Genomic DNA, 15180 nt, shown 5'->3' on the forward strand with positions numbered 1-15180 from the left:
ATTAGTATTGCGGGCTGGTTGCAGTTAATTCGGTCTCAGTTGCAGTTAATTCGGTCTCAAGCGACCGGATAGTTGCAGTTAATGTGGTCTCAAAATCGCGATGATTGCAGTCCTGAGTGATTACTATTGCAGGTCGCTACACCTAGATGTCTAACTTGACACTGGCAGAGGAGTAACAGCCCACTATGATGACGATCGCTAGCAAAAGATGTCAAAATGGTAATAAACCCAGGATTAAATTAGCTAAAACTGCTATGCAGCCAAACATTGAAATCTATACATGGCAAAGTTGCCCATTTTGCATTCGTGCGAAGGCTTTATTAAACAAGAAGGGTGTTGAGTTTACTGAGTATTCGATCGATGGTGACGAACAGGCTCGCTCTCAGATGTCTCAAAGAGCTAATGGTAAACGTTCTCTCCCCCAAATTTTTGTCGATGATGCCCATATTGGGGGGTGCGACGATCTCCACGATTTGGACGATCGCGGGAAGTTAAATCCCCTGCTTGGTATCACTTAGTTTAGGCTTTAGGGATTTTTGCAAAACTCTAAAAATATACCTCGATTCAGCAACATCACCTTCCCAAACAAAAACAGCAAGCATCACATGCCTGCTGTTTTTTAATATTATGAGCATGGAGGGACTCGAACCCCCGCTCCTCAGGACCGGAACCTGATGCTCTATCCACTGAGCCACATGCCCTCATTCTAGATTGTAATCATAACATATTTGCGGCAATTAAGCTAGTCTTTTAGACTTTAGATGAGACCGATGCAACAAAACAGCCTAGCGATACCACCCTTGGTTCATCTAGGCTGTTCTGTTCTACGAAAGACGAAGATCGCTAAGGATAATCGATAGGGTATATGCGGATGGGGAGACTCGAACTCCCAAGGACTAAGCCACACGCACCTCAAGCGTGCGCGTATACCAATTCCGCCACATCCGCTTGTTGAGTTTTTGATTGAGGTGCATTTACGTGCTTTGCTAATATATCACTATTTCTTGGGTGAGTCAATAGGGAATTAGGTTTTAGGCTTTAGGCGTTCTTCTAATCGAAACCTTAACACCTAGCACTTATGACCCTCTAAAGCCTAATACCTAATACCTAAAGCCTAGCTTTGAGATAATCGTTTGACTTCCATCCCACCGAGGAGTCGATCCGTATCCCAGAGTAGATCGGGGATAGTGGTGGCGTGGGGACTATTGGCTAGACATGTGGAAAAATCGAGTTCTTTGACATTGGTAGCTTTGGCACCTGGAAACCAGTGTCCGCCATTTTCGAGCAGGTTGTAGCGCATTTGTCCGTACTCTACCATGTCATAAGCGATCGCGAGATTTCGCAGCCAGAGGATGGTGTGGATATTAATATTCCCAGGGGTGTCTGAGAGGGCTGGCAAGCCTTCTCGCCATGTTTTTACCCACTCTTCACCCAGTTTGTCTGCTGCGGCGCGTTCTAGGCGATCGATGATGGGGGGCAGGAGTTCGGCGGCGCGTTCTAATAATGGTAGTGTTTTGAGGTGTTCGTCAAAATCGCTGGGTTTAGCCGCGCCAATGCTGAGGGTATGTACTTGGGAATGGCTCAGACAGAAGAGATTATTAAAGACAATCGGACTGAGTGGTTGACAGAGTTCGACTAATTTAGCGGATGGCTGGTTGAGTAAGCCACCTTTATTTGTCGGGCTGATAATAAATACGCCCATATCGTGACGAGTTGCTGCTTCGATCGCCGCCCAATTGGTTTGATTGATATAGTACCAATGGAGATTAACATAATCAAATCGATCGGTCTCGATCGTCTGAACGATTGTCTCGGTAGTTCCATGAGTGGAGAAACCAATAAATCGAACTTTTCCTTCAGCTTGCAGTTGTTTGGCTACTTCCCAACAGCCACCAGTTCGCAAAGCATAATCGGCGGTTTCTCGATCGTTAATGCCATGAATGCCAAGTAGATCGACATATTCTAAATTGAGTCGGGACATGCATAGCTCGAAAGTCTGCCGAAATTCTTGCGGATCGGCGACGGGCGGAACTTTAGTTTGAAAGATATAATCTTTACGGTCTAGTTTCGGTAATATTTGACCGAGTTGAACTTCGGAAGAACCATAAAATCTGGCAGTTTCAATATGATTTATACCTAGCTCTAGCGATCGATTGATTGTCGCTTCCAGGTTTAGTTGATTATCATCAGGAATCTCCGATAGGGGCACGTCTTGCCATTTATGTTGGTAGCGCATTCCGCCACATGAAAAAATGGGCATCTGTAACTCGGTTCGACCAAATCGACGGTATTGCATGTTTGAGAGAGTGGGGTGTGAGGGGTGTGGGGGTGTGAGGGGTGTGGGGGTGTGGGGAGAAAAATATTTTTTACCCTTTACCCTTTACCCTTTACCCTTCTTACCCTAAAGCCTAATTCCTAAAACCTAAAGTAGTGTTAATTGCCCAGTCGCTTTTTTTGATTTAGCTTGCTTGAGAGGGACTTCATCGTTATGAGGAGCTGTGAGGGGGATGGGAAAAGGCTCTGAAGATGATTCGAGATCTAGTGGGATGAGATCGACAAAGGCTGACTCTGGATTATCTCCAGATAATAACTCATTAGCGGCGGCGATCATGGCTGTGGCGATGTCTTTGAGATCGGGACGATTGTCGAGATAGGTGGAGAGTGCTACCATCGGATCACCAACGCTAGAGCCAAGTTCGGGCAATCGCGGTTGGCTCAGTTGACTGATGAGTTCGGCTTGAATTGTATAGTGGTGGGCGGTACTCAAGGCTTCGTGAATCGCAGCGGTATTAATTAGTTCGAGTCGATCGGGACTGAGCTGATAAATCAATCGTACTACCACATCGGCAATATTGGCTGTGGCGATCGAATCCAAAATATCTGTTTGGGGTTGTTCGCTCTTGGAGACATCGATTTTAATCGTCCGAAATGTCCGCACGGGTAAGGGGCAAAATTCCCAGGTAGTCTCGAAGTTTTTACTAGCTGGCTGCTCTTTTGGCTCGATAGTAACTAATATATAGCCCTTATCTTCTTTCTCCTCACTAAAATCTACCCGCTCGATGCTCCCAGGATAGACGACGGCGGGGTCATTAGTCTTATTGAGATTTTGGTGGCGATGGACGTGTCCGAGTGCTACGTAATCAAAGCAAGAACGAGTCAGGAAGGACAGGGGAATGGTAAAACCGCGTCCGACAGCTAAAAATTTCTCGGCTCCCAGAGTGGCATTATCAGCCATGAGATGGGCTAAAACGATCGTTGGTAAATCTGGATTTAATTTGCGGATTTCGCCTTCGATGGCTGGTTGGAGTCTGGCGAGTAATAATTGATTGACTTCTAAGATCGACAGATTTTCAGCAATCTCGCGGGTGAGTAAGGTGGAGCGGTTGATCCAGGGGAGAGTGATAATTTGGATCTGTCCACTCTGAGTACTAATAGTATGAGTCTCGATCGAGTCACCCACGATTGTACCTGGAACTCCCAATGAGCGATAGATGGACAAGCTGGCTCCACCTTGTCCCTGGGAATGTTGATCGTGATTGCCAACTAGTAAAACGGTGGGAATATTCGCAGCTACCAGCCGATAAAATTGTGCGGCGAAGGCTTGTTGAATATAGGGTGCGGGTGTGGCATCTGGGAAAGCATCCCCACCAAATAATACCAGATCGACTGGTTCCGACAATGCTCGATCGATCGTCTTGGTCAAAGATTTGACAAAATCTTGAAATCGCGTATTTAGTCCAGTTTCTGGGTCGATTTTGCCATGTACGAACCCACCACCCATATGGATATCAGACAGATGCAGAATTTTCATCAAGTTAGACTCTAGATTTTAGGCTTTAGGGATGAGATCCCGATCTCACAGGCAGAGTATCTCAGTAACTATATACTATCATCGATTTTGGGACGTTCTCACTCCAGAGAACGTCCCGAAATATGCTTTATTCACTCCTGAATTGTCGATCGGTTAGAGCGATCTATCATCTAAAAATTTATCTAATCGATCGATCTAAAAACTCATTTAACTAAATAACAATGTGTAAAATTTACATTACCTACCCTACACATTGTTTCTAAAACATAGTGCCGATCGATCGTTAGCGGCTAGCAGTGGTTTTAACCGCTAGCTAATTGCCTGTTTCGCTAACTTAATTCCCCGCTTGCAACGATTCCAGCAGTTTGAGCTTTATCTAGCCCAAATGAGTTTTGGGGTTCTTTGAGGAAGAAAGCACATAAGAAAGCACAGATGAGCGCGCCGATACCCATTGAGGCAAATAGTGTGGGGGCATCAGTCAAGCTAAAAATAGTTAGATAAACTACGCCACCAAAGTTACCATAAGCTCCTACATTACCCGCGACTTGTCCAGTAATTTCCTTTTTAATTAAAGGGACAATTGCATAGGTACCACCACAACCTGCTTGAGCGAATAATGCGGAGAACATCGTTACACCAACAGCGACAGGTAACGCCCAAGTTTTATCGATTCGATATGCGAGTAAATAACCAACCCCAATTAATACCGTAACTACCGTCATCGTCCATTTTCGACTCCCAAATTTATCGGAAATAAAACCACCACTAGGACGAGAAAATAGATTTAAGAAGGGATAAGTAGCCGCAATCATCGCCGCAGCAGCATGTTCGAGTCCGAATGTTTTTTCAAAGAAGACAGGTAACATTGAAACAGCAGCGAGTTCGGAACCAAAGTTGGTAATATAAGTGAATTGTAAGAGTGCAACTTGACTGAATTCATATCGCTCGGATGGTGCAAATTGTTTTCTGCCCAACACAACATCGCGATTGACTAACCAAGCTTGATAACTTTGGTAAGCATATAAAGCAGCTAATAAGAACCAAATAAAATACATCTGTCCCGCATTGAGGAAATGTAATTTCTTCTGAGCCAACCTCCATGCTAATAAACCAAGGGCAAAAATCAGCCCGAAGTTCATAATTAGCAAACCATAGAAGTCTCTAGCACTAGTAACTTCCATCGCGCCATACTTTTTGGGACGCTTGTATTCCTTTCCAGGTGGTGTGTCGGTGACGCTATTAAAATAAATTACCCCATAGATGGCGGCAATTACGCCAGTAAGGACGATTGTCAATCTCCAATTAGCATTACCACCTGCGAGAAAAGCAGTTCCGCCAGCAATTAAGGGGAGTGCAAATTCAGCACCAAAAGCTCCAAAGTTACCCCAACCACCATAGATACCCTGCGCCATCCCGATATCTTTGGGCGGGAACCATTCGGACACCATCCTAATTCCTAAAACGAAGCCAGAACCGACGATTCCCATCAGCAGACGCGCAATCACCATTTGATTAAAATCTTGGGCTAGAGCCGTTGCGATGCAGGGTACAATCGCAAACATCAGCAGGATAGAATAGGTGATGCGCGGCCCATACTTGTCGAGTAATGCACCAATAATAATTCGCGCGGGAATAGTAATTGCTAAGTTGCAAATTAATAACGTTTTAATTTGCGCTTCCTCTAGATTTAACTCTTTACCAATCACAGATGCAAAGGGCGCAAAGTTGAACCAACAAACGAAGGTGAGAAAAAAAGCAAACCAAGTAAAATGTAACGTTCGATACGGATTTTTGAATGAAAGTAATCCCTTTAACATCAGGCTACAGCCCCAATAAAATGACAACTAAATCAATTAGACAGTTGTGTGAACTGGTAATTAATTTCAGTAGGTTCAAGTTACGGGAATGCTAGATGTGAATCAGTAGTTTTTGTTACAATTTATCAACTATTTTGCAATAAATGCATTTTTATAATCCGTTTTTTGCATTCAATCGAGTAAGGGCAATTCATGAATTGCCCTTACTCGATCCCCTGTCTGGAGAATCTAAATATTAGTTGAAGATCGTTGTAAATTGCGCGGATCGAGTGCGTCTCGCAAACCATCACCGAGCAGATTGAATGATAGCACTGTAAGAATAATTAACAATGCTGGCGGCCAAATTAACCAGGGCTGGAAGATGAGGATCGACGTATTAGTCGCGATCGAGAGTAAATTACCCCAAGATGGATCTGGTGGTTGAATCCCCAATCCAATCAAACTTAGCACTGACTCGGAGACGATAAAGCTGGGAATCGCTAAAGTTGCCGAAATAATCAAATAAGTCGCCGTCTGGGGAATGACATGACGGATGATAATGTAAAACGGTTTCGCACCCATCGCTCGCGCTGCTTGGACAAATTCCCGTTCCTTAATCGATAATACTTGACCGCGAATTACTCGCGCCAATCCCGCCCAACTGATAAATGAGGTAATTACAATAATTAACAAGAAACGTTGGGAACTGCTGACTCGATCGGGTAGTACTGCCGCTAGAGCTACTAATAGGTAGAGACTGGGTAGCGTCATCAGTACTTCAGCTATGCGCATAATCGTGGCATCGATCCAGCCACCAAAATAGCCCGATATACCGCCCAAAATCATCCCGATCGGGAAAGAGATCAAAACGCCAATTAGACCGATAAAGAGACTGATTCTACCCCCATAGACGAGCCGACTGAACTGATCTCGACCCTGTTCATCGGTACCGAGGAGATTGAGTTTGCCCGCGCCTGTCGTCCCAAATAAATGCCAATCGCAGGGAATACCAGGGAAGATCGTTAATTCTTGAGAGTCAGATTTAGTCTTAATAACTGGAGTTTTGCCTGGACCTTTTTTACCCGTAGTTGTATCAAATGTTGGTAAAAGCGGGATACTAATTGGGAACAACTTATAGCGATCGCCACGCACAAACAGGTTAATCGAGGCAGGTTTAGTTTCGTCTACTTTGAGCAGTCGATCGCCTGTGTTAATATCTGTTTGACCCTGAGTAGTGGGATAAACATGGGCACCAATCCATCTACCCTGGGGATCTGTCCAATGAATTGCCGTCGGTGGCAATAGTGAGCCATCATCCTGAGATACATAAGGATCGTATGGAGCCATGAACTCGGCGGCAATGACGGTCAGATACATCAAGACTAACGCGATCGCGCCCACTCGCGCTAATCCATTTCGTTGTAGTTGTTGCCACCAATTCATGAGAGGTTCGGGGATAAAGGATCGGCACAAGGCACTACCCCCAGATTAGTATAGATTTCACTCGATCGGGCGATCGTCTTTTTTGATACGGATGGGATTCGGGATTCGAGATTCGGGCTTCGGGATTTGGGATTCGGGCTTCGGGATTCGGGCTTCGGGCTTCGGGAATAGTCCCGTCATATCAATTCTCTAAATTACCGCTACAGATCTTTCCTGAATTGTGAAGTACAGTCTTTCCCCTTTCCCCTTTCCCCGCTCCCCGCAAAATAGTAACTTTATTTACGCCCAAAACTACTAGATTAAGAGTTCTGATAGTTGTTTTAAATTACAATCGATATTATTGAAAACCGGAATATCTGTAAATTCAGCTAGTTCGCGCAGAAATAGTGGAGAACTGGAACAGACACCAGAAATTGCATCGGGAACCAGCCCAAATTCATTCTTGAGGATGTTTAATCCACCAATTGCGCCAAAAGTATCGTGAGCCGCAAATATCAGCTTATGGATGCGCGATCGCACATCAGGCGATTTTAATAATAGGGCTGTTTCTCGTTGTAAAATACCATCAGCTAATTCAACACACCAATAATTCTTAGGATTGTTAGCATATTTTAGATCCAGATCGTTAAATATTTTAACCACTTCTTTCTCTTCTAATAGATAAGTAGATGGAAACCCAAAATGAGTGAAATCATTAACGATCGAAGCTCCAGCATCCTGCATATGCAAAATATCTTTGAGGCTAGCTGTACCCGTCACTTTGGAAGCGCGGACATCATAGCCCATCGTCGTCAATGCCCAGCAACAAGCCGTAGCACTAGTACTCTTACCAGAGTTCATGCTAGTCCCAATAAATAAGATTAGTCTCGATCGATCTTCTTTCTTATCAGTTTTCTTAGGCTTAATCAATGGATAGTTGCGAGTATTCAAAACTTCACCATTGGCATCACAGACATAACCTAATATTTTGATTTGAGTAGGTTCTTTGACTGATGAGTTTTTGACTTGGACATTGCCAATAATACCCGATCGAGCCAACAGATCGACCTTGTTTGTCATCGTCGAGGGAATCACACCCTCATAGAAATCGGGCGCATAGCGATTACCAAACACAAAAATTGCCGTCGAGCCTTCATTCAGCCGATGAATTCTACCTGACTTATTCTCTAGTTCGACATGTTGCCCGAGACGAGTAACTTTACCATAGACAACATCACCATTTTCTGGCTGTTTATCCAGAAAAATATAGTGCTTAATTTGTTTTCTACTAATCGTAAATGCCGCACTAGGGAGAATATACCAGTCAGGAATCTTTTGCATCTAATTCATCGAGAACTATTTACGCTATTTTCTCTTGACTCGATCGATCTATGCTGTGATGTTTTATGCAATCTACAATAATTTTTCTAAAGCTCTGCTTTTCTCTTTTTTTGCGTCCTCTGCGGATGGTGTCCAGTTTAAAAAACATCGATTACGATCGATCTAAATCTTGTGCCGCCAATATACGCGGTAAGATAATCAAAAAATAAGTCCACCACAGCACAATTAAGATCGCGACAGGCAAAGTTAACCAGATAGTTTGAAATAATAACCAACTACCCGCGATCATAAGTATTCCAGTCAAAATAATTGTCCAAGGCTGACACCACCAAGGCTTATGCTCCCAAAGATTTGTATTGCTCATGATTTAACTAATTGTTTTGCTAATCTTAATAAATTGCATCGCTAGAATTATTCAGTCTCGATCGAATCTTTAGACCGCTCTCCAGGTACCATGAAAACTAAATGGAATAACTCCAGGTAAAGCTAATCGACAGATTGGAGCTTCAGTAAGTCGATCGAAATCAAAGATCCACACCTCACTTCGATCGTTATTGCCATCATAAACCACTGTCATAATCCAACCTCGATCGGGATTTAAGGCATCGGGAATATATAAGGGTTCGACTGTATACATATTCTCCCCCAAATCTGCTTCTGTCAAAGTTCCAGTTTCATAATCAAAACAACCAATTGCCCCAAAAAATTCACTATCTCCAGCAGATTTGCGTTGCAATGCTAGATAAGTATGTCGCCAAGATCGACCGATCGATTGCGGCGAAACCACTGGAAATTCACTACTGCGATCGAGCACTTCCTGCATCGATACAATCTTAGCCGTTTTTGGGTCGAGTCGAACTTCCCATAAATTGCCATTTGCAACCGTTGTCGTCGTACCTGTGGCAACTTCGCGTAAATATTCATTAGTTTGGGAAAAGTCTGTAAATCTCACAAAATCTAGACGAACTAATCCATCTGCTTCCACACAAGCATTCCCATAATGCCACTGAAACCAAGGCTCGGTTTCACCTCGACTCACCACATCAAAAGTTTCTCTGTCAACTACTAAAATCTGCGTCCTCGATGCTGGATGCCATTCTAAAGAATCGGCATAACTTTTAGTTCCCAATAAAACTGCCATTTTATCCATCTTTAATGGTGGTAGAAAAAAGATGAGATATTGACCTGCTAAGGCAAAACTATGAATGAAGGGTAAATCATTTAACTTGATGACAGTTTGCTGTTTGATTTGACCAGTGCGATCGCTTTTATATATATGTAAATTTCCCTGAATATCGACACCAATACTAAATATTTCTCCAGTCAGCGGATCGCGAAGGGGATGAGCCGAATAGGGCTGAGTAGGCTGGAGACTGCCTAAAGTTTCGACACCTTTTGTTTCGAGAGTTTCTAAATCCAAACTATGCGGTTGTCCGGCTTCCCATAGTGCTAATAATTTATCTGGTAATGCTAAGACCGAAGTATTTGCAGCATTTTTGAGACTATCTTGTTTGCTTAAAACTCTCCACCAAAAATTCCAAACTCCTTGAGGATCTGTCATGCCATAATTAGCAGAAAGAAACCGATCTTGCTGGGCTTCTGCTAAGTATCCACTAGTTTGGACATAACGATAAACCGCACTCGCTCCTGTCGATCGAAAATGTACACCCAAGATGGCACCATCGCCATCAAACCAATGTCCGACATGCTTGCCGCCACGATCTAATCTACCTGGTCCATTGCGATAGAGAGTGCCCTGCAACCCCGCCGGAATAGCTCCAGACACGATCGATAATGGTGTGAGCGCGAATTCTTCACCAGGTCGAGCGATCGCTTTTGCCCAGGCTTTTTGAGTGGGTTTGAAAGGTGTAGATACCATGAATTTAGTTGGTTATTAGCTACCATTTTAATCCTAAATAATAATTTCGTTGTACTGTCCGCATTGAGTTCGAGCGATCTGCGGGGTTTTAGGGCATATTAGACAAAGCAATTATCGATCGCCAATAGCTAACACGAGGACAAGTATGATTAATGCAAGCTGCAATTTCGATCCTGCAATCTTAGCGACGGGTAAGGGATTAAATACACAGATTTTGATTCGGCTGAGATCCGATCTACCAGAATCGCCGCGCCGCAATCTTAATTTATCACTGGCGATCGATCGATCCGGTTCGATGGCGGGTTCGCCACTGCATCATGCACTCAAAGCGGCTGAGTCGATCGTCGATCAATTAGCCGCTAATGATACCTTTTCGATCGTTACCTATGATGACTCGATCGATACCGTTGTACCACCGCAATCTGTAACTGATCAAAACGCACTCAAAGCCGCAATTCGCCGCATCCGTGCGGGTGGATTGACGAATTTGTCGGGCGGGTGGCTCAAAGGGTGCGAGCACGTCAAAGCTCACCTAGATCCGCAGCGGATCGATCGAGTTTTACTCCTCACCGATGGACATGCAAATGTGGGAATTAATAATCCTACCGTGCTGATGACCACAGCGGGACAGAAAGCCGAGGAAGGAATCAGCACCACAACTTTGGGATTCGGTCAAGGTTTTAATGAAGATTTGTTGATTGGGATGGCGCGGGCTGGTAATGGTAACTTCTATTTTATCCAGAGTATGGATGAAGCCAGCGAAGTGTTTGGGATTGAGTTGGACAGTTTGCGGGCTGTTGTCGGTCAAAATTTGGCAGTAACGATCGAGTTAGCTCCTGGGGTGAGTTTAGTCGATACATTGAGTTTGGCGCAAGTCAGCCACAATAAAGCTGGGGCGACGTTATTAACCTTGGGCGATCTGTACGAAGGTGAGGATAAATTGTTAGGCTTGAGCCTGAATATTGCCAATGCGCCGATCGGGCAGATGGCAATAATGAAGCTACACTACACGGCGGATATTGTCCAAAATGGTGCGATTCAAACCGTTTCCGGTAGCACCGAAATGTTTGCAACTGTGGGATCGATCGAGGAATCGGCAACTTCAGCATCGAGCGACGTGATGCTAGAATTAAGTCACCTGACGATCGCCAAGGCTAAAGAAACGGCTCTCACCCTCGCCGAGCAAGGCAATCGTACCGCCGCCGAGCAAACATTACGCGCGGTAATTAAGGATTTAAGCGATCGTGGACTCAATGAGAATTTTGAAATTGCCGAAGAAATCGAGCAACTCGAATATTTCGCCACTCGCATCGCCCAAGGCGGTTTAGGTAACGCCGGTAGGAAGGAATTACTCGATCAAAGTTACCAAACCCTCAGCCGCAACCGCAGCGATTTAGCTGGACGCGGTACCACCGCTGGCGATGAAGTTTCCGCCTTACCCACAACTACCGAAGTCGGTACTAGCATCGAATTGCACTGTGTTCGCGAAGGTGGCAAACTGAGAATTAAAGTAATTTCCGAGGGTTACGACTCCACCAAAAACGTCCAATTTCCCCGCGCAATTCGCGCCGAGGGCGCACGCTACACCGTCGAACAGTTGACATTAGCCAACGGCGGTTTCTATCGCGTAGAAGGCAAAATTTCGCGGTTGAAGAAGCCAGGAGAAGTAGATATCTTCGCGGCTGGTAGCAGTTATTCCCGCTCTGTCGCTACGGGCAAAGCATCCAAAGGAACGGCGACTGCTGCGGATTTGCCCACAACCGATACAGTGGGCGACGGCGTATTGGTACAGTGCGTCAAAGACGGTAGCAAATTACGGGCGCGAGTCGTGGCTGATGGTTATGAGCCAGATTGGAATATGCGGTTTCCTCGATCGGTTCGAGAGGAAGGTATGCTGTATGTAGTTGATGAGATTAAAACTGCGCCCGATGGCAAATCCTACATTGCCTGTGGCGAGGTAAGACGCTTCGTTCAGCCAGTTATTGCGGCGTAAATTACGATACTTTTTACAGTAATGATATCCACTTGATTGCCATTAGTCGATTACGCGAAGCTGCGGCTAAATATCCTGATGTTGCTATTCAAACTGAGGACTGGAACGAAATCGTTAAAATAGCAACTTGGCAAAATCTGATAGAAGTTCAGCAAACTTACACTTCGGCTGAGGCAGTAGAGAATTTCACAGTTTTCAATATTAAAGGTAATCGCTATCGACTAATTGTCTCCATCAACTATCCTAAGCAACTTGTCTCTGAGGTTATAGATGGAAAACGATCGATCTAAATCATGCTGAGAAATTAAGCGATCGATTTAACCTTCCAACAAACATATTTCTGCTTAATTGTAAGAATTAAAGAAGCCATTATTTTGTGTTTAGAATTCCGATCTATCTACGCCTCGATCGCGGGATAATAGTCATCGGGATCGTCGAATCCAGCGATCCAAGCGGCAGATTGATGACAGGTATCCATGTAAGGCGGAACGCGGAGAACGTGCAGGTGTCCAGTGGAGGGACAAATCACTTTTAACAACAGCAATGGCTCGTCATCCTCAAAAGCGATGCAAATTAATTGACGTTCGCCGCCAGCATCGGTATCTCGATCGCGAATTACACCCCCAACTTGTTGTAAGAATGTTTCATAGCCAATCCGCTCGATTAGTACCCGCCGAATCTCGACATTATCAGTTCTGAGAATTTCCTGTCCAGTCAACGAGTCTGAAGCAAAGGCATGACGATCGCTCACATGTACTCCCCGCCAGCGCAAGAAGAAGCCGTGTCCCCCTGGTAGAGCCGTAATACCGCTCCCAGCGATTTCGATCCAGTGGCTGACGTGCAATCCTTTCGGCAGGGTGGTAATGTGCCTACAGTCGCTAATATCCAAGCTTTCACAGGTCAGATTTTCAGGAAGATGGGAGATATTCATCGCTCCACTCAAATCGAGATGACCCAAAACGCGCATTCCATCGGCGGCGCGATGCCCTAAAATTAGAGTACGAGCGCGATCGCCTGACATTGGCTCTTGAGTAGCAGTTGTGGGGGCTGAAGTCACTCTTTTCGGAACTCGCCCATTAGACATCAATCGCCGCATCAGTCTGCCACCTCTACAAACGCATCTGGTCGATATTCGCGCTGCTTCCAATAGCGGTAAAATCCTTGTGGAACATCGATTTGATGGTGTTCTTCGTGAACTAAGGCTGCACTAGCCGCTTTAACTTCTAGAAATAAAGTCCCATTTCGTTCCCACAGTTGGACTAGTTGAGATTGGGCGAACCGATGGCTGTGTCCAGTGACTTCCCCATGCGCCAGCGTCGCTCCAACCTGTTGCTGGGCATAACTCGGCAACCGATCGATCCGCTGGATCATCACGTCTCCATGTCGATAAAGTATTCCCACGCGATTGCTTTGCATAGTCTCGCTGTCGATCTAAACTTAATAGTTGAATTGTACCATTTAGTTCAATCGGCTTGCCATGATTTCGATCGCATCGATTCGTCATCCCACTTAATTAGTAAGATAAAATAAAAACATTAGCATCAAGGTAAGCCGGATGTCAGATTTACTTACGAGAATCACGATTAATCCCAAACAGTGTAGTGGTCGTCCTTGTATTCGTGGGATGAGAATCCGGGTGTCCGATATTTTAGACCTGTTTGTAGCTGGACTTAATGCCGAGCAGATTCTTGCCGAAATGCCCGATTTAGAAGCAGACGACTTAAAAGCAGCCCTCTTCTATGCTTCGCGTAAATTAGATCGTCCAGTGTTGGTAGTTGCATGATGATTTGGATCGATGCACACCTTTCTCCTAGCATTTCGGTCTGGATAACCGCGACATTTGAGATATCAGCTCTAGCCTTACGAGATGTTGGGTTGAGAGATGCCGAAGATGCTGAGATTTTGAGGCTGCAAAGACACAAAATATTATTTTTATGACCAAAGATAGCGATTTTGTCGATTTGGTTAATCGTTTCGGATAACCTCCGCAAATTATTTTATTAACATGCGGAAATACCTCAAACGATCGATTAAAAGAAATCTTGACTTCCAAACTATCTGAAGTACTGGATCTATTAAATTCAGGCGAACCACTCGTCGAAATCAGTGGTAATTAGACGTATCGAACCACCTAAACCATGACCACCAAAGATAAACTTATTTGCGCCACCTACGCCCTGATTGCCTTATTAGCCTTACCAGCCACCTGGATTAACAATATCGCCTTCATGCAGCAGCCCAACAATTCCTTCATGGACTTTGTGAATGCTGCCTACGTCAATGCTGCTGCCGCTTCCCTTTCCAATGACCTCCTCTTCGTCGCCACCGCCGCATCAATGTTCATGGTCATCGAAGGACGGCGCGTCGGCGTTCGTTACCTCTGGCTCTACCTCGTCTTCTCCGCTCTCGTCGCCATCAGCGTCACATTCCCCCTATTCCTCCTCGCCCGACACATCAAACTCACCAACACCCCACCCGAACAAATCACCACCGAATCCTAGGAAAATCCCCTCCCAGGAGGGGTGCCCGTAGGGCGGGGTGGGTTCACCATTCGGCATCCCCCACCCATAAAGCAAGCGCGAATGATACCATAAATAGATAAGAAAGCTGTAAAGATATAAATACTTCAGCACTCATATTTTTAGATTAAACTCCCCCATCGCTTGCCCACTATGCTGAAAAAACTATTTGGCGATCCCAACGCTCGCAAACTGAAAAAGTATCAACCGATCGTCACTGAGATTACACTACTAGAAGAAGAAATTCAACAACTCACCGACGAACAACTCAAAGGGAAAACCACAGAATTCAAGCGCAGACTGGAGCAAGCGAATAATGATGAGGAAGAAAAAGAACTTCTCGACGAACTCCTCCCCGAAGCTTTTGCTGTAGTTCGCGAAGCTGGTAAGCGCGTCCTCGGTTTGCGTCACTTCGACGT

At 45.0% G+C, this 15180-nt stretch carries 15 protein-coding genes, 2 tRNA genes and 1 pseudogene; 7 read left to right on the forward strand and 11 right to left on the reverse strand.

All coding sequences use genetic code 11. From position 1 onward, the window contains the following. The first annotated feature begins 254 nt into the window (after positions 1–254). Positions 255–518: a glutaredoxin 3 gene (grxC, locus tag RMO55_RS15595; protein ID WP_310427923.1), complete on the forward strand. Its 264-nt coding sequence runs from the start codon at positions 255–257 to the stop codon at positions 516–518. 110 nt (positions 519–628) lie between these two features. Here the strand turns inward: grxC and RMO55_RS15600 are convergent. The 9 genes from RMO55_RS15600 to RMO55_RS15640 form a co-directional block, all read right to left on the reverse strand. Beyond that, positions 629–701, reverse strand: a tRNA-Arg gene (locus RMO55_RS15600). Between the two features lie 165 nt (positions 702–866). Then, positions 867–948, reverse strand: a tRNA-Leu gene (locus tag RMO55_RS15605). A 166-nt stretch (positions 949–1114) separates the two neighbouring features. Next, positions 1115–2296 (reverse strand): aldo/keto reductase, encoded by a 1182-nt coding sequence (locus RMO55_RS15610; protein ID WP_310427925.1) that lies wholly within the window; start codon positions 2294–2296, stop codon positions 1115–1117. A 126-nt stretch (positions 2297–2422) separates the two neighbouring features. Continuing rightward, positions 2423–3814 carry an exonuclease subunit SbcD gene (gene sbcD / locus RMO55_RS15615; protein ID WP_310427927.1) on the reverse strand — a complete coding sequence of 464 codons (1392 nt, stop codon included), beginning with the start codon at positions 3812–3814 and terminating at the stop codon, positions 2423–2425. A gap of 326 nt (positions 3815–4140) precedes the next feature. Next, positions 4141–5628: a NarK family nitrate/nitrite MFS transporter gene (locus tag RMO55_RS15620; protein ID WP_310427928.1), complete on the reverse strand. Its 1488-nt coding sequence runs from the start codon at positions 5626–5628 to the stop codon at positions 4141–4143. Between the two features lie 228 nt (positions 5629–5856). Then, complete coding sequence (locus RMO55_RS15625) at positions 5857–7050, reverse strand: ABC transporter permease (RefSeq protein WP_310427930.1); 1194 nt, start codon at positions 7048–7050, stop codon at positions 5857–5859. Between the two features lie 294 nt (positions 7051–7344). Continuing rightward, the gene (locus RMO55_RS15630) at positions 7345–8370 is read right to left on the reverse strand and encodes a hypothetical protein (RefSeq protein ID WP_310427932.1); all 1026 of its coding nucleotides are present in this window, start codon (positions 8368–8370) and stop codon (positions 7345–7347) included. A gap of 151 nt (positions 8371–8521) precedes the next feature. Then, a complete protein-coding gene (locus RMO55_RS15635; RefSeq protein WP_310427934.1) occupies positions 8522–8734 on the reverse strand; it encodes a DUF6737 family protein in 213 nt (70 codons plus the stop codon). Positions 8735–8803: 69 nt separating this feature from the next. Beyond that, positions 8804–10249, reverse strand: a complete 1446-nt coding sequence (locus tag RMO55_RS15640; RefSeq protein ID WP_310427936.1) for a carotenoid oxygenase family protein — start codon at positions 10247–10249, stop codon at positions 8804–8806. 145 nt (positions 10250–10394) lie between these two features. On the opposite strand from RMO55_RS15640, the gene RMO55_RS15645 reads away from it, so the two are divergent. Both RMO55_RS15645 and RMO55_RS15650 read left to right on the forward strand, forming a co-directional pair. Next, complete coding sequence (locus tag RMO55_RS15645; protein WP_310427938.1) at positions 10395–12242, forward strand: VWA domain-containing protein; 1848 nt, start codon at positions 10395–10397, stop codon at positions 12240–12242. A gap of 26 nt (positions 12243–12268) precedes the next feature. Then, positions 12269–12532: a type II toxin-antitoxin system HigB family toxin gene (locus tag RMO55_RS15650; RefSeq protein WP_396134343.1), complete on the forward strand. Its 264-nt coding sequence runs from the start codon at positions 12269–12271 to the stop codon at positions 12530–12532. Between the two features lie 107 nt (positions 12533–12639). On the opposite strand, the gene RMO55_RS15655 is transcribed toward RMO55_RS15650, so the two are convergent. After that, positions 12640–13299 (reverse strand): DUF6745 domain-containing protein, encoded by a 660-nt coding sequence (locus RMO55_RS15655; RefSeq protein WP_310427942.1) that lies wholly within the window; start codon positions 13297–13299, stop codon positions 12640–12642. Positions 13300–13337: 38 nt separating this feature from the next. Then, positions 13338–13658 (reverse strand): hypothetical protein, encoded by a 321-nt coding sequence (locus RMO55_RS15660; protein WP_310427944.1) that lies wholly within the window; start codon positions 13656–13658, stop codon positions 13338–13340. 139 nt (positions 13659–13797) lie between these two features. On the opposite strand from RMO55_RS15660, the gene RMO55_RS15665 reads away from it, so the two are divergent. From RMO55_RS15665 to RMO55_RS15680, 4 genes and pseudogenes are all read left to right on the forward strand, one after another. Beyond that, positions 13798–14025: a DUF433 domain-containing protein gene (locus tag RMO55_RS15665; RefSeq protein ID WP_310427946.1), complete on the forward strand. Its 228-nt coding sequence runs from the start codon at positions 13798–13800 to the stop codon at positions 14023–14025. Continuing rightward, positions 14022–14359, forward strand: a pseudogene (locus tag RMO55_RS22315) (DUF5615 family PIN-like protein). Before RMO55_RS15665 ends, RMO55_RS22315 begins: the two are co-directional and overlap by 4 nt. A 21-nt stretch (positions 14360–14380) precedes the next feature. After that, positions 14381–14743: a DUF2834 domain-containing protein gene (locus RMO55_RS15675; protein ID WP_310427948.1), complete on the forward strand. Its 363-nt coding sequence runs from the start codon at positions 14381–14383 to the stop codon at positions 14741–14743. Between the two features lie 171 nt (positions 14744–14914). After that, a partial coding sequence (locus RMO55_RS15680; RefSeq protein ID WP_310427950.1) for a hypothetical protein occupies positions 14915–15180 on the forward strand: 266 nt, incomplete at its 3' end.

Source organism: Chamaesiphon sp. VAR_48_metabat_135_sub, from assembly GCF_031418915.1.
Taxonomy (GTDB): Bacteria; Cyanobacteriota; Cyanobacteriia; order Cyanobacteriales; family Chamaesiphonaceae; genus Chamaesiphon.